This is a genomic window from Terribacillus saccharophilus, from assembly GCF_002272075.1.
In the GTDB taxonomy this organism is placed as follows: Bacteria; Bacillota; Bacilli; order Bacillales; family Amphibacillaceae; genus Terribacillus; species Terribacillus saccharophilus_A.
Map to the genome: position 1 here is coordinate 88,757 of NZ_NPBJ01000013.1, position 22,802 is coordinate 111,558.

Genomic DNA, 22,802 nt, shown 5'->3' on the forward strand with positions numbered 1-22,802 from the left:
CTCCTATTTGCCGAATTGCTGCAGTACTTTCATCAATTCATCAATGGCCTCTTCCCCATCTCCATGCTGGATTGCATGAGAAACACAATGCTTCATATGTCTTTCCGTTACTGCGGCTCCTGTTTTCTTCAGTGCCGCCTGAATGGCAGATATCTGAACGAGGATGTCCACACAATATCTGTCTTCCTCAACCATATTCTGAAGACCCCTGACCTGTCCCTCAATTCGTTTAAGCCGATTGACAAGTGCTTGCTTTTCCGTCGTTGTCCTTGGTTTGACTGGCTTTTTATCTGAATGTTCCATAGTATGCCTCCCTTTATACCCCCTGCAGGTATATATCCATATTATACCCCCACCAGGTATATGTCAACAGTTTGATTTATAAATCGAAACGATTATGATTTACAAATCGAAATGATTACGATAGAATAGTTCCTTGTGAAGAAGTACGTGATTAGAAAGGTGATAGAAAATGACATCTATCCTTCAAATAGATACTATTAATTTCTCATATGAACAGAAGGCTGCCTTGCGCGAGGTATCCCTTCAAGTAAAAAAAGGGGACTTCCTTGGTCTGATTGGTCCAAACGGCGGAGGTAAAACAACATTAATCAAGCTGGCACTCGGAATGCTGCAGCCGAATAATGGCTCCATTAGGCTTTTCGGACATACTGTTTCCTCCTTTAAGGATTGGGACAAAGTGAGCTTTGTATCCCAAAAGGCGAATGCCTTCAACAAAGGTTTTCCAGCTACCGTTTTCGAAGTAGTCGCAATGGGGCTTACCCCGAAGATTGGTTATTTCCGGAGATTCTCAGCTAAGCACAGGACTGCTGTGAAGCAAGCTGTGGCTCAAGTTGATATGAGTGATTATCTGCATGAAAATATCAGCAGTCTTTCAGGTGGTCAGCAGCAGCGTGTCTTCATCGCTAGAGCGCTTGTAAGCCAGCCAGAATTGATCATTCTTGATGAGCCGACTGTTGGGATCGACCACGCCAATGTAAAAGGCTTCTATGAATTATTGCAGCGGCTGAACGAGGAAAAAGGACTTACCTTAGTGATGATCACGCATGATCTAGCAGGGATTGCACAGTACGCGTCCAAGCTGGTTTATTTGGATCAGCAAATCAAATACGAAGGCAGCCCAGAGCAATTCAGCCTGCCTGAAACCGATTTACATGTATTGCGAGGTATTCATGCATGATTGCCGATTTTCTTCAATTTGAATTTTTACGAAATACACTATATACCGGACTGCTGATCGGCTTGATCGCCCCGCTGCTCGGCTGTTTCATCGTCGTACGCAGACTATCCTTAATTGCAGATGCACTATCGCATGTGACCTTAGCTGGTATTGCATTCGGGCTCTTGTTGGAAAAAAAGCTGGCAACACCTGTGATTTCCCCGTTTTATGCAGGTCTTGGGTTCTCTGTTCTCGCTTCCCTGCTAATTGAGAAGCTTCGGAATATGTTCCGCAATTTCCAAGAAATCGCAATTCCGATCATCCTTTCCGGCGGAGTCGGCTTGAGTGTTATCTTCATATCTTTGGCTAATGGTTTTACGACGGATCTGTTTTCTTATCTATTCGGTTCTGTATCTGCTGTCAGCAGTGAAGACCTGCGTGTTATTGTGATCATCTCGATCATTGTCCTGCTTGTCATCGGATTTTTGTACAAGCAGCTGCTCGTGCTTTCCTTCGATGAAGAGCATGCACGTGTCAGCGGCTTGCACTCTAAAGCGATTCATTTCATCTTCATGCTCCTGATTGCTCTTGTAATTGCAGCTAGCATCCGGATTGTAGGTGTGCTGCTTGTCTCTGCCCTAATGACAATACCAGTAGCAGCAGCCATTCGATTAGCAAAAGGGTTCAAACAGGCAATGATATTGGCTATTGTCTTCGGAGAGACTTCCGTTATTGTCGGCTTGTTCTCTGGTTATTATTTCGAGATACCACCAGGGGGTACTATTGTTGTCGTATCCATCCTGATTCTTCTGTTGAGTTTTATTGTTCAAAAGCTACTGCTTGCGAATAAACGAAAAACTGCATTCGAGAAAGGAGTTTCCTAATATGCAAGTGGACGAAGGCATTGCGATTCTGAAAGAAAACGGTCATAAATATACCGATAAACGAGCGGATATCCTTACTTATTTCATTCATGCCAAAGGCTATCGAAGTGCAAAAGCACTGCTTGCATATATGGAAACCAGCTATACTGGCATCAGCTTGGACACAATCTATCGTAATCTTCGTCTTTTCGAACAACTGGAGCTGTTGGAATCCCGTGAGAAAAATGGAGAGAAGCTGTTTAAAATCGCTTGTAAAAGCGGTACGCATCATCATCATTTCATCTGTGAAAGTTGCGGGCTGACCAAACCGCTGCAGAAATGTCCACTGCCAGTTTACACAGAAGAACTTGCGGATTATCATGTAAATACACACGCTTTCGAGCTTTATGGTCTTTGCCCGACGTGTCACAATCGTTAAGGAGTCGATATATATGCCAATCATTACTGTTAAAATGCTGGAAGGCCGCACGGATGAACAGAAAGAACAAATGATCAAAAAAATGACTGACGTGATGGTTGAGACAACAGGCGCTCGCGCCGAAGCAGTTTCCATCATCATCGAGGAAATGAACAAAGCAAATTATGGTGTCGCTGGAAAGCGTCTATCCTAATGAAAAAGCAGCATACCCCATGGGCATGCTGCTTTTCTTATAAAATCACTTCTTCCAGCACTTTCCGTTCCTCTTGCTCGAAAAGATTCTTACCTTCCGTGTGCTGGACCTGCTTCTGCATATAGCTTTCGATCAATTTGGCTTCATCTTTATTTCCGACGAGGTGGATGCTTTTCCATTCATTATCTTTTGCAAGTTTATCAAGATCTGGTGCAAGTGACTTGTACCAACGCTTCTGGTTAGCTTCCAAACGGTTCTCAATCGTGTCCTTCTTCGATCCTTTTCCGCCTTTTCCTTTAATAGATAACGCCCGCTGCGGACTTGCCTGCACCTTCCATTTCTCTGTATCTAAATCCATCTCATATAGCTTCGTATCATTTATTTTTCCTAAAACAGCATCGATTACTTTGACTTGATTTCTCTGTACCAGAATGACACCTGATTCTGGGAATTTTTTATACAATGCCTGAAACTGCTGAAGCTTTGGCTCATCTTCCCAGTGAAATTCAGTCGTCACTGGCATCTGGAGACATTCGGCAAACCAAATATCATCCGCAGATGCAAACACAACGCAGCTTTTCTTCATGCTTTTCCCGTTATCCTCCAAGAACAGTTTCACTTTTTCTTTCACTTTCAAGAACTGCTCCAGCTCCTCAGGGTCGTTCTTGAGATATGTTTCGAAGTTCTTCAAACCATTTTTCACGTGAATCTTCCATTCGCCACCGGTCTGATCACGGTTGGCTGGATCCGTATTCACATACATGCTAAGTACTTTCTGAGGATGGCGCTTGGCTTTTTGTGCGAGTTTCTCCATGTCCTTTGCGTAACACAAACTGCAATCACTCCTCTTACAAATTTGCTTAGTAAAGTAAAACTAGCATATAGCTCTACATACCACATATATGCTGGTTGAAACGTTAAAAAGGAATGTAATAAGGGAATGATCTTAAGATCTAACTATGTTACTTGAAGGCTGTGATAAATCATGTTAAAAAGGACCCGCACACAAATCCTGCAATTTACGTCCATTGGTGTATTAAATGCAGCAGTAGACCTAGTCGTACTTAATATATTACTACTTATCTGGCCAACGAAGAATAATCTCCTGCTGCTGCTCTTCAATACGATCAGTTATTTAGTATGTATCTGGAACAGTTATTATTGGAATACGAGATTTACGTTCCGCAAGCAGAAAAGATCTAGTAACACCGAGAAAGGTCTGTTCTTTGCCCAAGCCTTGGTTGCATTAGTAATCAGCAATCTTGTTTTCATTGCTGGTTTAGCTGTTCTGCGCGCAATTACGTTCGTATCCTTCCCGGCATACATTGATAATAATATAGCCAAAGGAGCAGCGATGTTCCTCTCTTCGGCCAGCAGTTTTCTATTTATGAAGTATCTTGTATTTAAAAGAAAAAAATAAGGCTGAGACAAAAACTTTTAGTATCACAAAACCCAAACAATACCTTAAAGCATAATTGGTATTGTTTGGGTTTTGTGTGCTTCATCAAAGTATATAGTTAGGCTGCCGCTCCGGAAATACACTCCGCTTTCCTGCGGGCGGCTGGTGAGTCTCCTCGTGCATTCGCACTGCGGGGTCTCACCTAGGCCTTCCTCCCGCGGGAGTCTCCGTGTATTTCCTACGCTATGTTGCGTTACATTCTCACCTGGCGTAGGTAGAACAAGGAAACTCCCCGAAGATACAAACCAATTTTTTTAGTGCGATGTGATTCTGTCGAAGTAACCCCTGTCCAACGGGAACAGTGCGAGATGAAGAACCTCGCAGAGGCGATCTTTCCTCAAGGAGGCTGAGGCCGTGCCCGTGGAAAGCGGAGTGTTCTGCCGAGGCGGTGACAAGAACAATATTCGGTTCTTAGCACTGACGCTTTAGTTATGTCCCAGGCTTATTTTCATGCTTGGATATAAGTTGCACGTCGATCGACGAGTGCCTGGCTTGCATGGTCGAGATTACGAACACCTACTTGAATGCCGTATTCTCGGTATTTGAGCACTATCTTGTCTAGTGCTCCTACGGCTGAATCGTCCCATAATCTTGCTTCTTGGAAGTCCAGGACGATATGCTTGGTATTTTCCTGCTTCGGATCAAAGGAAGTAAGGAAGTCGGTCACTGAAACGAAGAACAGCTGTCCTCTAACCATATAGACCTTTTGTTCTCCTTGTACCGTTTCTTTGACAACCACTTTTGATATTTTGGCTGCAAAGAACACAGCGCTCATCAATACTCCGATAATAACACCAACGGAGAGGTTATGCGTCCAAAGCACAGCTGCTACTGTCACAATCATGACAGCGGCATCTGTAAGTGGCATCCGATGCAGATTACGCACCGATGACCAGTCAAACGTTCCGATACTGACCATGAACATGACCGCAACAAGTGCGCCCATAGGAATTTGAACCAAGACATCCTGGAAGACAATTATAAGCAGCATAAGAAAAGCACCAGCAATAAAAGTGGACAAACGTGTTCGCCCGCCTGCTTTTACATTGATGACAGATTGTCCGATCATGGCACAGCCCGCCATCCCGCCGAAAAAGCCTGAGGCAATATTGGCAATACCCTGACCACGCGCTTCACGATTTTTATTGCTGCCTGTATCTGTATATTCATCCAACAGCTGAGCAGTCAGAAACGTTTCCATTAGCCCTACGATTGCTAAGGCAATAGCATACGGAAAGATGATCTGCAATGTTTCCATGTTAAACGGAACGTCCGGAATCAGGAAAGAAGGCAGTGCTTGCTTTAGCTCTCCCATATCCCCTACTGTTTTGGTTGAACTATGTGTGAGTGCCGCGATTATAGTCATAATAATAATTGCAACCAGCGGCGATGGAATAGTCTTCACAAAACGCGGCAGCACATAGATAATGACTAGTGCACCTGCCACGAAAGCATAGATTTGCCATGACTCACCTTCGAAATGGACAAGTTGAGCAATAAAAATCAAAATTGCTAAACTATTAACAAAGCCAATCATGACTGGCCGCGGAATAAAAATCATCAATCTTGATACTTTGAAGACACCAAAGAAAATTTGGATGATTCCGGTCAATATTGTCGTTGCGAAAAGATATTGCAATCCATGATCAGCAACAAGACTTCCCATCACAAGTGCCATTGCTCCAGTGGCTGCTGATATCATCGCTGGACGTCCGCCTGCAAATGCGATAACGACCGCAATACAGAAGGAGGCATATAATCCGACCATCGGATCGACACCGGCAATAATGGAAAAAGCAATTGCTTCTGGAATAAGTGCTAAAGCAACTAAGACACCTGATAAAACATCCTTCGGTACATTAGAGAACCATGCTTCTTTTATATTTGTAATCATGTACGACATAAACTCCTATCTCTTAACTTACAGCAGGTTATTATACCATATTCTTTAGAACTGTTGCAGCTGTGTATACCAGTTACCGAAACTGGACATATTGTATAAAAAAAGCAGCAGGTGAACAATGATGAAACATGTCAAAGCCATACTTTTGAAAGGAATATTCGCCTTCGCGATCCTTTATCTCTTCGCAGGTTTAATCTATCAATTATCCTTTACCAAGGTAGTTCAGCTGACAGCGGTCCTGACTGTTATCAGCTACTTGATCGACATGCTATTGCTGCCAGGTAAAACAAACAAGGCGACAGGATGGCTTGATTGTATATTCTTTACTATTGTCAGCTGGATGCTCATCGTTTTAGCGGCTGATGGAAGCGTGCATCCATTGATAGGAGCAATTCCAGCAAGCTTGATCCTCGCTTGGATGGATGGGACTTTTTTGCATGCTTACGTACGTAAATATGTGATTCGAAATGGCAAAGACCAATATTATAATGTCATCTTCCTGGATCAGTTTCGTGCGAAGATCGCTGGGGATCTGCCGATACGCGGACCACATAAGGATTCATGAAGCCAATGCATGAAGAAAGCCCGTGGAGATTACTCCACGGGCTCTTTTTTATGCTTTTGGATCCCATTTGATGATGATACCACATTCGGTTAGACCGCCGCCGAATCCGTATAGTAACATTGTATCGCCATCTTTGACTTTTTCTTCCTGTAAAGCGAAATCAAATGCCAATGGAATTGTCGCTGAAGACGTATTACCTGCGTATGCCATACTTGTCAGTGTTTTCTCGACTGGATAGTCCAGACGATCACAGATAGATTCTACCATCCGCATATTGGCACTGTGCGGGATGAACCAATCAATATCATCCAGTGTCATATTTGCTTCTTCAACTAGTTTCTTTACACCCTTTGGCACACCAGAAACAGCCCATTTATACACTTCGCGTCCGTTTTGAACCAATTTCCCTGGGTTAGTTAGCTCTTCGCCGTTTAATTTAGTGGACAATCCTGTTTGATAGAGATGACGGCCGCCCTCTCCTTTCGTTCCCATATGGAAACCAAAGAAGCCCGGATTTTCAGCATCGTACTCTACTAATGCAGCTCCTGCACCGTCACCAAATAGAATACAGCTTGTACGATCCGTATAGTCCGTGATTTTGGACAATGTTTCTCCGCCCAATACAAGCACTTTCTTATGCAAACCAGATGAAACCAACCCGTTTGCCATATGCAGACCGTAAACAAAGCCAGCACATGCACCGCCCAAATCGATAGCACCTGTGTTTTTCAATCCTAGTCTTGCTTGAATCTGACTGGATACACTAGGGAATTTGTATTCACCTGTCACCGTAGCAACAAGAATCAAGTCCACATCATCCAGTGACTTGTTGAAATTCTTCGCAAGATTTCTTGCAGCATTTTCACACAGATCTGTTACGTATTCATCTTCAGCAGCAATTCTTCTTTCTTTAATACCTGTACGCTGCACAATCCATTCATCGGAAGTATCGACCATTTTTTCAAAATCTGCATTGGTCAACACCTTTTCCGGGATATATGTTCCAATTGCTGTTATACGTGCTTTGGATTCCATATTATCTGCCTCCTTCACATCTGCCTCCATTATACCATCTAGTTTTAATACCTGGTACTAAAAAGAGAAATTTAATTATCTTTTTTCTCGGCATGAGAAGCCAGAAGCTCTAAAACTGCATCATCCATTGGGGGGTTATGCAAGCCAGCACGTACGTCGCGATAATGCTGTTCAAAGGGTTGAGTCTTGGAAAGTCCTCTGCCGCCAGCAATCCGCATTGCCAAGTCGACAACCTTAACAGCAGCTTTTGTTGCATTTACTTTTACTGCTGCAAGCTCCGGCCCCATCATATGCCGCTTCTCAGGATAGCTATCCCACAAGCTGGCAACATGATACATAAAATGTCGAGCTTGCATCAGCTCCAAGTCCATTTCACCGATTTTCTCGCGGATGTGTGGCACACTGATAATTGGTTTATCCAATGTGTTTGGCTGAAACTCTTTAGCAAATCGGACAGCTTCATCACGAGCGCTTTTGGCAATACCTAAATAACAAGCAGGTATATGCAGTAATGATCCCTTTGGACCAGGTTTCTTTCTACCTTTTTCCACGTAGCAATCTGCCGGTACTCTTACTTGCTCTAAAATTAAATCGTCACTACCGGTTGCACGCATCCCCATTGGATTCCAAGTTTTTTCGACACGTACACCATTTATTTCCCTGGCAATTAAAAAGCTTCCGACAGCATCCTCTTCTTCTACATATGCTGTAACTAGATAATAGTCCAGATCAGCTGCCATAGATGTAAAAGTCTTACGTCCAGAAAGTATATAATCATTTCCGTCCCGCATAGCTTTTGTTTCAGGCAGACCGCCTCTTGTAGGACTTCCCGTTTTCGGCTCGGAGGCTGCGCGATTGACAATTTTATGCTCTTGAATAACTTCTTTCAGGAACTTTTCAAACATACCCTCTGGCCAATTCGCACTTTCGCATAAGTCCTGCATCGTACTCAAGTGCCACCCTATGGAGAGTGCTGCAGCTCCATCACCTGCGGCAACTGCCTCCTGAGCCAATAGGAAATCATGAAGATTCGCTCCGTCTCCTCCTTGTGCTTTCGGGACAGTCAACAGTGTATAAGCTGTTGTTCGGAAAGCCTCCACTACTTGTGGCGCTAGCTGCGCCTGTTCATCACCAATCTGTTTATATTTTTTTGCCACCTCTGCTACTTGTTTTGCTTTAGTAAGTATATGTTCTTCATTAGCAATAATCACGCCGAACCTCCTCATCTATCTCCTCTATTTTAGTGAAAAGAAGAAAAGAATACAAAAAAACCCGCTCAAAGAGCGGGTTTTATGTGTTACATACTCATACCCATGTGCATGTGACCAGAAGTCATCAGCCAGTATGTGCCGACAATGATGACGATAGCGATGAAGAATCCGAAAAGTGTGTTCCCGGAAATTAAACCGCCGTCTTCTCCTTCAGTCATGTGCATGAACATCACGAGCTGCAAGGCAGCCTGAATCACAGCGAAAATCAAAATAATGATGAAAATCGTTGTTGATGACCAGTCTGTCCACAGCGCTGTTGCAAAGGCTACAAGTGTCAACGCGATTGAGATCAAGAATCCGATGATATGCTTCCAAGGGAAATGTCCTTTTTTCGTTTGTTGACTCATATTAATTCACCATCCCCATCAAGTAAACGCATGTGAAGATAAAGATCCACACAACATCTAAGAAGTGCCAATAGAGACTAGAGATAAAGACTTTTGAAGCCGTTTTTGGTGTAAGTCCTCTTCTTGCAAGTTGGATCAAAAGAAGAATGATCCAGCCTATACCGATTGATACGTGTAAACCGTGCGTACCAAGCAAGATAAAGAACATAGACCAGTGTGCACTAGTTCCTAGTGTAACACCTTCATGTACATAATGTACGAATTCATATAGCTCATATCCGATGAATCCTGCACCTAGGATGAGTGTAATGATCATCCAGCCAATAACGCCTTTTACATTGTTCGCACGCATTTCGTGAATCGCGAGTCCGCAAGTGAAGCTACTTGTAAGAAGCAGCATTGTCATAATCATGACTAGGCCAGCTTCGAACATCTCGATCGATGTTGGTCCGTCGCCTACACGTGATTGTAACGCGAAATAAGACGCGAATAGTGTCGAGAACAAAGCGATCTCTGCACCAAGGAAGGTCCAGAAACCGGTGATGTTCAATCGGCCGGCTTCTGATTGGTATTCCAATGGAGCGTTGGGGTTCACATTGTGATCATGTGCCATTTCTTCACAACCTCCTTTATTTATTCGCTTTCGCTTCTGTTTCTTTTATTTCTTCCACGCTGACATAGTAACCATCATTGTAATCGAATGAACGTACAATCATTGTGATGAAGATACCGACAGCACCTACGATTCCAACCCAGTACCATTGGAATACAAGCCCGAATGCAGCCATACCCATCAATGCAGACATGATTGCCGGTGTAGAAGAGTTGCTAGGCATGTGAATCGGTTTATAATCCGTGTTCTTCTGTTGATCAAGACCTTTTTCCTTCATATCCCAGTAAGGATCAAGACCTGTCACTTCAGGAAGGACAGCGAAGTTGTAATGCGGTGGGATAGACGATGTTGTCGCCCATTCCAAGTTACGTCCAAGACCCCATGCGTCACCAGTTTTCTCTCTTGGTGAATATCTCCAGCTATAGTAAATGTTATATACGAAGATAAGGAATGCAAGACCCATCATGAACGCACCGATTGTGGAGATCATGTTCAATCCTGTCCAACCATCTTCTGGCAAATAAGTGGAAATACGTCTTGGCATACCGTCCAACCCTAGGAAATACTGCGGGAAGAAACATACGTTGAAGCCGATAACGAAAATCCAGAATGCCCATTTACCGATTTTTTCGTTCAATTTATGTCCGAACATTTTCGGATACCAGTAAATCAAACCTGCGAAACAAGCAAATACAGTACCCGAGATCAGCACATAGTGGAAGTGAGATACTAGGAAGTACGTATTATGATACTGATAGTCAGCTGCTGCCATCGCAAGCATTACCCCTGTTACCCCACCAATTACGAAGTTCGGGATGAAAGCAAGGGACCAAAGCATCGGAGTCGTAAAGGTAATACGTCCTCGATACATCGTGAATAACCAGTTGAATATCTTAACCCCGGTCGGGATCGAGATAGCCATTGTTGTAATAGAGAAGAAACTGTTCGCTTCAGCACTATTACCCATTGTGAAGAAGTGGTGAACCCATACAAGGAAGCTCAATACAGAAATCGTCACAATGGACACAACCATCGCTTTGTAAGCGAATAGCTGTTTTCTTGCAAATGTCGAGATGATCTCAGAGAAGATCCCGAACGCAGGAAGAATAACGATATATACTTCAGGGTGACCCCATACCCAGAATAGGTTGACCCAAAGCATCGGGTTACCATCACCTTGCAAGGTGAAGAGTACGGAACCGAATAAACGGTCAAATGTCTGCATAGCAAGTGCAACTGTAAGCACTGGGAATGCAAAGATGATGATCAGCATTGTGATCAATGATGTCCATGTGAACATGGACATTTTCATTAGTGTCATACCTTTCGTACGCATCTTAAGGATGGTAACGAAGAAGTTGATACCTGTCATCAAAGTACCGATACCAGCAATCTGAATTGCTAGCAAGTAGTAGTTCTGTCCAGGACCTGGGCTGAATTCATTCGTCGCAAGCGGCGTATAACCAGTCCAACCGGCATCAGGTGAACCACCGATGATGAAGGAAATATTGAATAGAGCCATACCGACAAAGAATGTCCAGAAGCTCAAGTTGTTCAAGTACGGGAATGCAACGTCACGTGCACCGATTTGCAACGGTACAATGTAGTTGATCAAACCGATCAAGAATGGCATCGCCATGAAAAGAATCATGATAACACCGTGTGTCGAGAATACCTCGTTATAGTGCTGCGGATCCAGGAATTCCATCCCTGGCTTCGCAAGCTGCGTACGGATCATCAAACCATCGATACCGCCGCGGAAAAGCATTAATAGGGCACTAAGGATATACATGATACCCAGTTTCTTATGGTCAACGGAAGTCAGCCATTCTTTCCATAGCCAGCTCCATTTTTTAAAGTAAGTAAGGGCAGCTACAACGGCGATTCCACCGAGCAAGATGCTGATTTGTGCGCCCAGAATCAATGGATCGCCGGTAATGATAAACTCATTCCATTTTAAGTCCAAAACTCTTCCCCCTCTCTCTGTTACTCATGACCCGCATGTGCATGTTCTTCAGAGTCCATGTCTTCATCCGAGTTGTCTACAGTATTGTCTTGCTGATAGTACGGAATTTCGTCTTCACGCAAGAGATTTTGAGATTTGTCTTTCGCATGCGGATTCTTCGGCTCATAGCCTAAGCGGTCCCATGCTTCCAATGTGTAGTCCGCATTTTTTGAATGGTCGATCCATTGCAAGTGCGTACCATTGAATTCAGCTGTTCCGTCCTCATAAACACCAGGAATCAGAAGATTGTCATACTTGTATTGTGTCAGTTCTGGAGCGGAGTTTTGTACGTCTTCCACCCACTGTTGGTAATCAGCTTCTTCATCAGCGTAGACTTTGAATCGTTGTTCGTTGAAGCCTTCACCTGTGAAGTTAGCGTTTCGTCCATCGTACGTGCCAACGTGGTCTGCTTGCAGATAAAGAGTTGTCTGCATGCCCGCCATGTTATATTTCTGACCGCCTAGGCTTGGTATCCATAGAGCAGCCATGGAATCAGCAGATGTCAATTTGAATTCCACCGGACGGTGAATCGGAATGTGCAGATAGTTCACTGTTTCGATGTCTTCATCTGGATAAGTAAATACCCATTTCCAGTTGATGGATGTTGCATGTACTACTAGAGGATCTTCATTCGCTGCTTCTGCCGTTTTCGGCTGAGGCGCTTCCTCCAATGAATAGATCGTTCTGACAGTTGGAACAGCCAAAATGACTACGATGATAATCGGGATGATCGTCCAGATTGTCTCAAGCAGCATGCTGCCGTGTAGTTCAGGGCTGTACTTGTCGTGATCCTTTCTTTCTCTGTACTTGACAAGGATAATCGTCAAAAGTACGAATACAACCGCAACGATTGTAAGCATAAAGATGATTGATAGAATAATAAGGTCACTCTGCTGACTTGCCACTGGTCCTTTCGGATCAAGCACTTCCGGTGTAGAACAGCCGGCGAGCATTAGCGGCAGGGCAAGGAACAATAGAAGACTTAAGGGTTTCAATTTTTTAAGCATGCGCCTGCTTCCCTTCCTTTCTTTACCTGAATTCACGAAAACGCTTGTTATCCCTCTGCATAGGAAAACAACCATATCCGCTATAATAGGGTTTTGATAAGTATTTCACAATGAGGCTTCACATTTCCCGCAGGAGTGAAAAATCTCAGCTAGAAACACACTATCCCACTGTCTAATAGACAGTGTCTGACAACAATCCAGAAACTAGTGTAATACAAAGCAGCCAAAAAGACCAGACTTGCCTGGTAAGTAAACAGTTCATTTTTCATTCTAACACCGTCAAAAAGAGAGAATAAGAATAAGTAGTGAACAAAATTTGAACGTTTTATGTAAAACTACAATATCTTATGGTTTACCACCCATTATCTGGTCTTACTGTAATACACCGTATTACGAACGGTCTTTCCATCTACATGAAGGCTGTCAGAATAATGAATTCCTTCCAGCTTGTAGCCGAGCCGTTCGGGAACAGCCCGGCTTGCACTGTTTTCCTCGTCGCAAAGTATCTGAACCCGCCTGACACCAAGCTCAGTAAAAGCATACTCCGTCTGTGCCTCGACAGCTTCCGTCATGAATCCCTGGCCAGTATGGCGAGTATCCATCCAATATCCAATTTCGACTTTCGGAACATCCCAATCTATTGCGTGGAAACCGCTGGATCCAATGAACTCTCCAGTATCCCTACGGAAAATCAGCATGCGCAGGTTGGTCCGATTGATCCAATTCGCAACCGACTGCCGGATATTTTCTTCTGACTCTTCCGGAGTGGGCAATTCCTGTGCAAATGGCATCCAGCGCTTCAATTCTGTCATGGAAGCTTTGATTGCATCATTTACTGCTTTTCCATCGCCAATTTTGGGCTGCCTGATAATAAGGTGCTCCGTTTCGATAGTAGTCTTGAAATCTCTCAATATTGGATTCATCTCTTCCCCTCCTAGAATTTTATTCTAGTATGAAGGAAGATATTGGGGCTTGCAATACAAATCAAGCCACTTCTGGGTGCTTCTTCTCTTCTCTATAAGATATAGCAGATAATAGAATTCCAATGATGGAAATACCGGCTCCGATAACAGAAAGCCATGTATAGCCCAGATTTGCATCCAGTACAAGTCCGCCTATATAAGCACCGCCAGCATTCGCCAGATTAAACGCTGAAACACTCGCTGCTGCCGCGATTGTCGGGCCTTCTTTTGCTGCCATAACTATTTTCGACTGCAATAGTGGTGTTGTACCGAATGCACCTGCACCGAACAGTCCTATAATGAAGACAGCAGTAATAGCATATGGTGTTGCCAACGGGAACAATAAAAGAATTACAGTCAGCGTTGCAAATACATAGATGAGTGTTTTAGTCACATTGCCCGCAGCTAATCGCGGCGTTGAAAAGTTACCAATTACACTCCCCAATCCGAAGAAGAAGAGACTAATCATGATACCGACGCCTCCAAAGCCCGTAACTGAGCGCAGCAGCGGTTCAATGAAGGTGTAGGCAGTGAATACACCTGAGTAGCCAAAGATGATAATAGCTATCGTCAAAAGCACCTGCTTATGTTTGAATACACTAAGCTCCTGCTTGATACGCGGTGTTTCTGCCGGCTTTGTATTCGGTGCAAAAATAAACAGCCCAATTAGGCCTATCACTCCAAGAACTGCAATCAGCCAAAATACGAGACGCCATTCAATCAGTGAGCCTAGATAGGCTCCAAACGGAACGCCAATCATAATGGCAATTGTGAGCCCCCCATTGACGGCTGCAATTGCCTGTACCCGTTTGCGTGGTTCCACGAGATCACTTGCCATGACAAAAGCGAGCGCAAAAAAAGGACCATGCATGAACGCGGAAGCGACGCGTGAAACAAGCAGCACTGTAAAACTTGGTGCTGTCGCACTAATAATATTACTGATGATGAAGAGCAGCATAAACAGAAGCAGCATCGGCTTCCTCGGCAATTTGACAGATAATGTTGTCATAAGCGGACCGAATATCGCCACTCCAAGTGCATACATGCTGACAACAAGACCCGCGGATGCAATCGTCACACCGAGATCCGACGCGATATGAGTAAGTACGCCAGTGACGACATATTCCGTCGTTCCGATGGAAAAAGCACAGATCATCAAGACTGCAATCACTGTCGTTGGTTTAAATTGTCTGCCTGCTAGAGACATGGTAACTCCTCCTTTTATCTGACATAACATCCGCTAACGATACAACAGAAAAGCCATCTATTCAAACCATAACCAGGTCGATTAATAAAAAAAATATAGGAAGCGCATCCAAACAATTTAACAGGTTTTAATTGTGTGGAAGAGGGGTAAATCTTCAAAGTTAAATAGCATTTAATACTAGATGGATATTCAAATTTGGTATAAGAAAAAGCGACCTGCTGGCCGCTTTATATTAATTCTTGAAGTTTTGCTGAATATCCTGTGTAATGGCAGTCACTTCTTGCATACTCGCTGCATTCTGTTCCGCGACAGAAACAATGCTATTGATACTGTCCGTTACACCGCGAGTGTTATCGAGAACTTCATACATAGCTACAGCAATCGCCTCGATTTGATTACTGGTTATGGTAATCTCTGCATGCAGCTGTTCAAACGTGTTTTGTGTAGTAGAGATTTTATCTGATCCAGCAACAACTGCCTCTTGACCTGCACCAAGAGCTTCGACAGCTTCCTTTGATTCTGTCTGGATAGCTTGGAAAACACCTGTTATATCCGTTACAGCAACACGAACTTGATCAGAAAGCTTGCGTACTTCATCTGCCACCACTGCGAACCCGCGCCCCTGGTCCCCTGCCCGAGCTGCCTCGATAGCAGCATTCAGTGCAAGCAGGTTCGTCTGTTCGGCGATATCTTTAATTGTCTTCAGCAATGTACTGATTTGATCTGTCTTTCCATTTAGGCCTCTGACTTTCTCATAAGAAAATGTAATTTTGCTCGTTATCGTCTCCATATGGCTGACGGAATCATTCATATGAGAAGCACCTTCTTTGGTCAATGCATCCATTGCGACAGCAACCTGCTTCGCATCTTCTCCTTTTAGAGCAACCATCATGACATTCTCAGCGAACTTCTGCATTGTTGCAGCTAACTCAGACGACGCTTGGGATTGATTCTCTGAGCCGATAGTCACTTCCTCTAAAGCGGTTACAATTTGATTCAGCGCTTCACCTGTCTGTTCCAGCTTAATCAACGCCGACTCTCTTTCTGGTTCAACTTCAGGCTCGACAGTCACTGCTTCCTCCTGAGAAATAGGAATTTCAACTAGTTGCTCAGCCGTCGGCTCAACTGCTTCCTTCTTATATAGCAGAACATATGTAAGACTTCCCCCTACCAAAACAAGCCCAATAAAAAGATTAATCCGCCAATCCAGCAAGAAAACCCTTTCATTTTGCAGAAACAGCAAAACCGCATAAAGATATCCGGTACTCAATAAACTAAAGACCTGGCTTTTTTTCATCATTATTCTCCTTTCCCCTCTTTCCTTTTTATCGGCTACTATATGACATTCATGAACCTTTTTCTACATTTTCTTCCTTATAACGTCTTTTAACTTCACACATGCTATACTACAAGCTGACAAAAGGAGGTAGCTGCGTATGAAAGGACTATTACAAGAAGCAACAGAGTTTATTCAAGAAAGCTATCGAGAGCTCGAGAAAACAGATATAGACATACATCAGCGCCTGTCACACATCGGAAATGAGATAACTCAAACCTCTACATATATCCATACGACAGAAGAGTTGGAGCATGGCGCAAGAATGGCGTGGCGAAATTCAAACCGCTGTATCGGCCGCTTGTTCTGGAACGGTCTTCATGTTATCGATGCAAGGGAAGCCACAGAAGCAGAAGAAGTACTGGAGAAGCTGCTCAGTCATATTGAACAAGCAACAAATGCTGGAAAAATAAAGCCGATGATTACCGTCTTTTCACCGGTTAATAATATTCGTATTTGGAATCATCAATTACTTCGTTATGCTGGATATGAGACAGAGCATGGTATTATCGGAGATCCCGCTTCTGTACGTTTCACCAGTGTATGCAAATCCCTTGGATGGGAAGGCAAAGGAACGATGTATGACATTCTGCCACTTGTCGTTCAAGTGGGAGACCAGCCGCCGGTGCTTCAAGAAATACCAGCAGACATAGTGAAAGAAGTTCGTATTGAGCATGAGGAGTATCCTGCATTTACTGAATTAGGTTTACGTTGGTATGCTGTTCCAATTATCTCGGATATGAAGTTAGAAATCGGCGGTATTGTTTATAATGCTGCTCCCTTCAATGGCTGGTATATGGGAACTGAAATCGGCGCACGAAATTTAGCAGATGAAGATCGTTACGATATGCTTCCAAAAGTGGCGGAACTAATTGGGCTGGATCAAAGTAAGACATCCACTTTATGGAAAGATCGAGCATTGGTCGAATTAAATATTGCGGTGCTTCATTCTTTTCAAAAAGCAGGCATTACAATCGTTGATCATCATACCGCTGCCAAGCAGTTTGCCCATTTTGAAAAGCTGGAAGAGAAAGCAGGACGCGATGTGACAGGTATGTGGAGCTGGCTTATTCCGCCAATGTCACCAGCGACGACTCGTATTTTTCATAAGCCGTATTCAAATAAACTTTTAAAACCGAACTACTTCCATCAAAAGGATGCATACTAAAAAAGCGCAAATGCATATCGATTTGCGCTTTCTTTTCAATACGGAAAGGTTCTATATAAAGAAACTAATTAATAGTGATACCCCAAATCCAACAAATGCAATAATCGTTTCCATCACTGTCCAGGATTTTAATGTTTCTTTTTCTGTCAGTCCAAAGAATCTGTTGACCATCCAAAAACCTGAGTCATTAACGTGTGAGGCAATGGTTGCACCTGATGCTACTGTGATAACAAGCAAGGCCAGCATAGGTCCTTCAATCCCCAAAGAATCAATGATTGGAGAAATCAAGCTTGCTGTAGTGATCATGGCTACTGTCGCTGAACCCTGCGCTATACGGACTGCTGAAGAAATCAGGAATGCGAAGACTATAATTGGTACATTCAAGTTAGACATTGTATTTGCCAAAACATCTCCAACACCAGTTTCAACTAGGACCTGACCAAAAACACCGCCTGCTCCCGTGATGAGTATAATAATTCCTGCTGGTTCCAAAGACTTTGTCGCAATTGTTTGTATTTCTTCTTTTGTATAACCTCTTCGAGTACCGAGTAAATAAAATGTTAGAAGCGCTGTAATAGTTAGGGCTACACCTGGATCTCCAATAAACGATATTACAGTTCTTACAGTATTTCCTTCATCCAAGCTTGCAGAAAGAACCGTATTGAGAAGGATGAGAAAGAGCGGCAGCCCAACCAAGGCGGCAATCATGCCAAAGCTAGGCAGATCTTTTACGTCTCTAGGTTCTTCCATCTCAGAAATCATATTTTCTGGAACTTTAATATGCATTTTCTTGGATATATATGTACCAAAAATTGGACCGGCAATAATTGCGGCGGGAATGCCGGCAATCAAACCAAAGAGAATAACCCATCCAATGTTGGCACCAAGTAAGGAAGCTACAGCGATTGGGCCAGGAGTCGGCGGGACAAAGCTATGCGTGACCGCAAGACCAGCAAGCAGCGGAATACCATAAAATAATAAAGATTTTTTTGTTTTGCGGGCTAAACTATATAGCATTGGGACTAGGATAACAAATGCTACATCCAGAAAGACAGGAATCGAGATAATGAAACCCGTCAGCATTAAAGCCCAGTTGACCCTCTTCTCTCCAAATTTATTCATTAAGGTAAGGGCAAGACGCTCTGCTCCCCCTGATACCTTTAGGATCTCACCGAACATGGCGCCGATACCAATAATAACGGCAATTTCTCCAACTGTCCCCCCCATTCCAGCTTGTACTGCTTCCAATACCTCTCCAGGACTTAAGCCCGCAACTAAGCCAATGATATAACTGACCAAGATGAGCGCCAAGAACGCTTGAAGCTTTGTCCGCATTACTAAAAACAACAAAAGTGCAACTCCACCTGCCGCGATAAGTATTAAAGTACTTCCACTCATTCTAATTCACCCCTTCTAAATCACATATGAGATTAGTATTTTTATATGAGATTAATATGGTTCACATGTTACCACAGCATTGAAAGCGCTTCAATATAAAAATTTGAAAATTTACAGTAATGAAAATTAGAGGTTGACGGAGTATTTTTCCAGTGATAGTGTTTTCATATAGAATCATATTTGTAATTCAAAATCTTATATGTGAATTTTAGGTGATGACATGTCAGTAAAATCAGCAAAAAGAGTATTGGAGATATTTGAGCTTCTTACTTCTTATCCAAATGGATTGACTATCAAGGAAATCAGCGGTCTTCTGAGTTCTCCTCAAAGCAGCACATTCAATGTTGTTAAAACACTAGAAGATAATGGCTATCTAACATCTGATATTGGAAAGAAGTATACATTGGGAGCTAAGCTCATTGAAATTGGTAACAGTGCAATGGAATCAATGGATCTTTCGAAAATTGGAACTCCTCATCTGACAGAGTTAGGGCAATATGTACAAGAAACAGTTTTTATGGCGGTCCTATCTGATGAGGAATTATTTTATATTTCAAAGATTGATAACAACCGTTCCATTCGCACCACTGCCCAACCTGGATTTAGAAAACCTCTATATTGTACAGGACTTGGAAAGGCCTTTTTAGCCTTCATGCCTGCAGACTTACGTGACAGTATTCTGGAAAGAACTGAGTTAGTACCAATCACCGAGAAGACTTTGACTGACCGCCGTATGTTGGAGGCACAGCTGGAGACCTTCTATGCTCAGGGTTACAGCATTGATGATGAGGAAAACGAAGAAGGACTGTACTGTTTAGCGGCTCCTGTATTTGGAGCTGGCAATAAGCTGATGGCAGCAGTAAGTGTAGCGGGTCCCAAAGAAAGGATGACATCGAGGAAACAGGATATTATAGTGCGATTAAAGGAAACAACCAAAAGAATTTCAGCCGGCCTTGGGCATAACGATTCAAGGTGAAAGGAGAAATCAAATGGATGTCATAGCACTAGGTGAAACAATGATGCAGTTCACTCCAGAATCTGAAGGTCTAATGAGACACGCTGCTACCTATACAGCCAAAATCGCTGGAGCAGAGACAAACACACTGATTGGACTGGCACGACTTGGCCATAATACCGGCTGGATCAGTAAAGTTGGAAACGATGAGTTTGGACATAAGATTTTAATGGCCGTACGCGGAGAAGGTGTAGATACTAGTCAAACTAGAATGGACCCTTCTTTCCCTACCGGCACGTTCTTTAAAGAAATTGTCCGTGAAGGCGAAGTGAGAATCCAATACTACAGGGAGAACTCAGCTGCAAGCAAGCTGTCAACTGACGATTTAGACGAAAGCTATTTTGCAGGTGTTAAGTACCTTTTTATAACAGGTATAACTCCCGCTCTGAGCAAATCCGCAAAAGAAGCCATCTTCTACAGTATAGAGCTTGCCAAAAAGAATGACCTTATAGTTGTTTTTGATCCGAATATTAGAAAAAAGCTGTGGAGTGAATCAGAGGCCAAGAAGGCATTAATAGAAATTGCCAAGCATGCAGATATTGTTTTGCCAGGAAAAAGTGAAGGAGACTTTTTATTCGGCACCGATGATCCCAAGCAAATCGCGGATTCATTTTTGAGATTGGGAGCTTCACTTGTTGTTGTTAAACTTGGAGATAAAGGCGCCTATTATTCACAGAGAAAAACGACTGGATTTGTGCCAGGCTTTAAAGTGCCGAAGATAGTTGATCCGGTTGGTGCCGGTGATAGCTTTGCAGCGGGTCTGTTATCAGGATTGATAGACAATGAAAGTATTCCCGATGCTGTGAAAAGAGGCTGTGCAATGGGCGCCATGGCTGTAATGGTAAAAGGTGATTATGAAGGTCTTCCCGATAAGAAAAGACTTAAGCAATTCATGAGTCAGGATCCTCAAGAGGATATTCTCCGTTAAAAAACTTAAAGGAGTGCTGAATATGGATGTTCTATCTACCATCAAAGAAGATAAGCTAATTGCAATCATACGCGGGTCTGAACCCGAAGATGCATTACAAATTGCTAGAGCTCTTTATGCAGGAGGGGTTCGTGCCATAGAGATTACTTTAAATTCACCGAATGCTTTAGTTTCTATTGAAAAAGTCAGTAAAGAATTAGGCGATAAGATTGTAGTAGGAGCAGGTACAGTACTAGACCCTGAATCTGCACGATCGGCTTTAATTGCAGGAGCACAGTTCATTCTTTCCCCATCCCTGAATGCAGACACAATAAAAATGACGAAACGTTACGGAGCCATTAGTATACCTGGTGCTTTTACACCGACAGAGATACTTAGTGCTTATGAAGAAGGCGGAGACATTATTAAAGTTTTTCCTGCTACTTCACTTGGCCCTGATTTTGTTAAAGACATTCATGGTCCTCTTCCACACATACCATTGTTACCAACTGGCGGGGTTGATCTTTCTAATATTGCAGAGTATATCCAAAAAGGAGCTGCCGGAGTGGGACTTGGCAGTTCGCTGGTTAATTCTAAAGAGTCTGTCACAGAAGAATATTTGATTAGACTTACCAATACTGCACGCGAATTCAAATCAAAAGTGGAATCAGTCCATAAATAGAGGAGGATTTCGGAATGAAGATTACAGGATATGAACTATTTAAACTAGCGCCAAGATGGTTGTTTTTAAAAATTGAAACAGATGAAGGTATAACCGGATGGGGCGAGCCTGTTATTGAAGGTAGAGCAGAAACGGTTAAAGCTGCCGTACAGGAGCTGATGGAAAATTTAATAGGGAAAGATCCTGCTCATATCGAGGATCATTGGAACATGATGTACCGATCAGGTTTTTATCGCGGAGGCCCGATTCTGATGAGTGCGATTGCCGGGATTGATCAGGCACTCTGGGATATTAAAGGAAAATTCTATAACGCTCCTGTTTATCAGCTAATGGGCGGAGCGTGCCGCCAATCCATTAAAGTATATTCCTGGATTGGTGGTGACCGTCCGAAAGATGTTGGAGCAGCTGCAAAGGAAGTCGTTGATACAGGATTTACCGCCGTGAAGATGAATGGAACGGAAGAGCTTCAATATATAGATACTCATGATAAAATAGACGAAGTCCTTGCAAGAGTAGCAGCAGTCCGTGAAGCTGTCGGTCCTTATATCGGTATCGGCATCGACTTTCATGGCAGAGTTCACAAACCAATGGCTAAGACATTAGCAAAAGAATTGGAGTACTACCGCCCAATGTTCATTGAAGAGCCAGTTCTACCTGAAAACAACGAGGCTCTCAGAGAAATTGCAAATCATACCTCAACACCAATTGCAACGGGAGAAAGAATGTTTTCCCGATGGCAGTTCAAACCACTGCTTCAAGATGGTTATGTAGATATTATTCAACCAGACCTTTCACACGCAGGCGGGATCACAGAATGCAAGAAGATAATCTCTATGGCAGAAGCATATGATGTAGCTGTTGCTCCGCATTGTCCCTTAGGTCCAATAGCGTTGGCATCTTGTTTACAGGTTGACGCTACCTCACACAATGCCTTTATTCAAGAACAAAGCCTGGGAATCCATTATAATGTAGGCAGCGATTTACTGGATTATATAACAGATAAAAATATATTTAAATATGAAGATGGATACGTCAAAATCCCTGAAGGTCCAGGACTGGGAATTGAAATTAATGAAGATCACGTTCGAAAAGTGGCAGAAGCAACAAAGGAAGATTGGCATAATCCAATTTGGCGCCACAAGGATGGATCAATTGCCGAGTGGTAAAATAAGTGAAATAGACCTGAATTCAGGCATTTACGAAGTGCCTTGAATTCGGGTTTTCTTTTGATAGAAAGTTCCTGACGA

At 43.1% G+C, this 22,802-nt stretch carries 24 protein-coding genes; 11 read left to right on the top strand and 13 right to left on the bottom strand.

What is annotated here, in order from left to right:
• Positions 1 to 3: 3 nt before the first annotated feature.
• Positions 4 to 303: a metal-sensing transcriptional repressor gene (locus CHH48_RS06595; protein WP_095218356.1), complete on the bottom strand. Its 300-nt coding sequence runs from the start codon at positions 301 to 303 to the stop codon at positions 4 to 6.
• 169 nt (positions 304 to 472) lie between these two features.
• On the opposite strand from CHH48_RS06595, the gene CHH48_RS06600 reads away from it, so the two are divergent.
• From CHH48_RS06600 to CHH48_RS06615, 4 genes are read left to right on the top strand one after another with little or no spacing between them, the layout of a single operon-like run.
• Entirely contained in the window at positions 473 to 1,201 is a 729-nt protein-coding gene (locus tag CHH48_RS06600; protein WP_095218357.1) for a metal ABC transporter ATP-binding protein, read from the top strand.
• The gene (locus CHH48_RS06605; RefSeq protein ID WP_095218358.1) at positions 1,198 to 2,064 is read left to right on the top strand and encodes a metal ABC transporter permease; all 867 of its coding nucleotides are present in this window, start codon (positions 1,198 to 1,200) and stop codon (positions 2,062 to 2,064) included. Before CHH48_RS06600 ends, CHH48_RS06605 begins: the two co-directional genes overlap by 4 nt.
• 1 nt (position 2,065) lies before the next feature.
• Positions 2,066 to 2,482, top strand: coding sequence for a Fur family transcriptional regulator (locus tag CHH48_RS06610; protein ID WP_095218359.1), 417 nt, complete (start codon positions 2,066 to 2,068; stop codon positions 2,480 to 2,482).
• A 13-nt stretch (positions 2,483 to 2,495) separates the two neighbouring features.
• Positions 2,496 to 2,675 (top strand): 2-hydroxymuconate tautomerase, encoded by a 180-nt coding sequence (locus tag CHH48_RS06615; protein ID WP_038564843.1) that lies wholly within the window; start codon positions 2,496 to 2,498, stop codon positions 2,673 to 2,675.
• Positions 2,676 to 2,712: 37 nt separating this feature from the next.
• Here the strand turns inward: CHH48_RS06615 and CHH48_RS06620 are convergent, their stop codons facing one another.
• Entirely contained in the window at positions 2,713 to 3,507 is a 795-nt protein-coding gene (locus tag CHH48_RS06620) for a VLRF1 family aeRF1-type release factor (RefSeq protein WP_245840335.1), read from the bottom strand.
• Between the two features lie 153 nt (positions 3,508 to 3,660).
• On the opposite strand from CHH48_RS06620, the gene CHH48_RS06625 reads away from it, so the two are divergent.
• Positions 3,661 to 4,095: a GtrA family protein gene (locus CHH48_RS06625; RefSeq protein ID WP_095218361.1), complete on the top strand. Its 435-nt coding sequence runs from the start codon at positions 3,661 to 3,663 to the stop codon at positions 4,093 to 4,095.
• Between the two features lie 487 nt (positions 4,096 to 4,582).
• Here CHH48_RS06625 and CHH48_RS06630 read toward each other — a convergent pair whose 3' ends face one another.
• A complete protein-coding gene (locus CHH48_RS06630; protein ID WP_095218362.1) occupies positions 4,583 to 6,028 on the bottom strand; it encodes a SulP family inorganic anion transporter in 1,446 nt (481 codons plus the stop codon).
• Positions 6,029 to 6,158: 130 nt separating this feature from the next.
• Here CHH48_RS06630 and CHH48_RS06635 point away from each other — a divergent pair, with 130 nt between their 5' ends.
• Positions 6,159 to 6,602 (top strand): DUF2512 family protein, encoded by a 444-nt coding sequence (locus CHH48_RS06635; protein ID WP_176466385.1) that lies wholly within the window; start codon positions 6,159 to 6,161, stop codon positions 6,600 to 6,602.
• A 48-nt stretch (positions 6,603 to 6,650) separates the two neighbouring features.
• Here CHH48_RS06635 and CHH48_RS06640 read toward each other — a convergent pair whose 3' ends face one another.
• From CHH48_RS06640 to CHH48_RS06680, 9 genes are all read right to left on the bottom strand, one after another.
• A complete protein-coding gene (locus CHH48_RS06640) occupies positions 6,651 to 7,637 on the bottom strand; it encodes a ketoacyl-ACP synthase III (protein ID WP_095218364.1) in 987 nt (328 codons plus the stop codon).
• 71 nt (positions 7,638 to 7,708) lie between these two features.
• Positions 7,709 to 8,848 carry an acyl-CoA dehydrogenase family protein gene (locus tag CHH48_RS06645; protein WP_245840334.1) on the bottom strand — a complete coding sequence of 380 codons (1,140 nt, stop codon included), beginning with the start codon at positions 8,846 to 8,848 and terminating at the stop codon, positions 7,709 to 7,711.
• Between the two features lie 86 nt (positions 8,849 to 8,934).
• Complete coding sequence (qoxD, locus tag CHH48_RS06650; RefSeq protein WP_038564835.1) at positions 8,935 to 9,255, bottom strand: cytochrome aa3 quinol oxidase subunit IV; 321 nt, start codon at positions 9,253 to 9,255, stop codon at positions 8,935 to 8,937.
• A gap of 1 nt (position 9,256) precedes the next feature.
• A complete protein-coding gene (gene qoxC, locus CHH48_RS06655; RefSeq protein WP_095218366.1) occupies positions 9,257 to 9,868 on the bottom strand; it encodes a cytochrome aa3 quinol oxidase subunit III in 612 nt (203 codons plus the stop codon).
• Between the two features lie 16 nt (positions 9,869 to 9,884).
• The gene (gene qoxB / locus CHH48_RS06660; RefSeq protein ID WP_038564832.1) at positions 9,885 to 11,834 is read right to left on the bottom strand and encodes a cytochrome aa3 quinol oxidase subunit I; all 1,950 of its coding nucleotides are present in this window, start codon (positions 11,832 to 11,834) and stop codon (positions 9,885 to 9,887) included.
• Between the two features lie 20 nt (positions 11,835 to 11,854).
• Complete coding sequence (gene qoxA / locus CHH48_RS06665) at positions 11,855 to 12,880, bottom strand: cytochrome aa3 quinol oxidase subunit II (protein WP_095218367.1); 1,026 nt, start codon at positions 12,878 to 12,880, stop codon at positions 11,855 to 11,857.
• A gap of 362 nt (positions 12,881 to 13,242) precedes the next feature.
• The gene (locus CHH48_RS06670; RefSeq protein ID WP_095218368.1) at positions 13,243 to 13,803 is read right to left on the bottom strand and encodes a GNAT family N-acetyltransferase; all 561 of its coding nucleotides are present in this window, start codon (positions 13,801 to 13,803) and stop codon (positions 13,243 to 13,245) included.
• A gap of 61 nt (positions 13,804 to 13,864) precedes the next feature.
• Positions 13,865 to 15,049 (bottom strand): MFS transporter, encoded by a 1,185-nt coding sequence (locus CHH48_RS06675; RefSeq protein WP_095218369.1) that lies wholly within the window; start codon positions 15,047 to 15,049, stop codon positions 13,865 to 13,867.
• 232 nt (positions 15,050 to 15,281) lie between these two features.
• Positions 15,282 to 16,346 (bottom strand): methyl-accepting chemotaxis protein, encoded by a 1,065-nt coding sequence (locus CHH48_RS06680; protein ID WP_176466384.1) that lies wholly within the window; start codon positions 16,344 to 16,346, stop codon positions 15,282 to 15,284.
• Positions 16,347 to 16,485: 139 nt separating this feature from the next.
• On the opposite strand from CHH48_RS06680, the gene CHH48_RS06685 reads away from it, so the two are divergent.
• On the top strand, positions 16,486 to 17,553 hold the full coding sequence (locus tag CHH48_RS06685; RefSeq protein WP_095218371.1) for a nitric oxide synthase oxygenase: 1,068 nt from the start codon (positions 16,486 to 16,488) through the stop codon (positions 17,551 to 17,553).
• 51 nt (positions 17,554 to 17,604) lie between these two features.
• Here CHH48_RS06685 and CHH48_RS06690 read toward each other — a convergent pair whose 3' ends face one another.
• Positions 17,605 to 18,951, bottom strand: coding sequence for a GntP family permease (locus CHH48_RS06690; RefSeq protein WP_095218372.1), 1,347 nt, complete (start codon positions 18,949 to 18,951; stop codon positions 17,605 to 17,607).
• Positions 18,952 to 19,171: 220 nt separating this feature from the next.
• On the opposite strand from CHH48_RS06690, the gene CHH48_RS06695 reads away from it, so the two are divergent.
• From CHH48_RS06695 to dgoD, 4 genes are read left to right on the top strand one after another with little or no spacing between them, the layout of a single operon-like run.
• On the top strand, positions 19,172 to 19,927 hold the full coding sequence (locus CHH48_RS06695) for an IclR family transcriptional regulator (protein WP_095218373.1): 756 nt from the start codon (positions 19,172 to 19,174) through the stop codon (positions 19,925 to 19,927).
• A gap of 13 nt (positions 19,928 to 19,940) precedes the next feature.
• A complete protein-coding gene (locus CHH48_RS06700) occupies positions 19,941 to 20,894 on the top strand; it encodes a sugar kinase (RefSeq protein WP_095218374.1) in 954 nt (317 codons plus the stop codon).
• Between the two features lie 22 nt (positions 20,895 to 20,916).
• Positions 20,917 to 21,555, top strand: coding sequence for a bifunctional 4-hydroxy-2-oxoglutarate aldolase/2-dehydro-3-deoxy-phosphogluconate aldolase (locus CHH48_RS06705; RefSeq protein ID WP_095218375.1), 639 nt, complete (start codon positions 20,917 to 20,919; stop codon positions 21,553 to 21,555).
• Between the two features lie 14 nt (positions 21,556 to 21,569).
• Positions 21,570 to 22,721 (top strand): galactonate dehydratase, encoded by a 1,152-nt coding sequence (gene dgoD, locus CHH48_RS06710; protein ID WP_095218376.1) that lies wholly within the window; start codon positions 21,570 to 21,572, stop codon positions 22,719 to 22,721.
• Positions 22,722 to 22,802 lie beyond the last annotated feature (81 nt).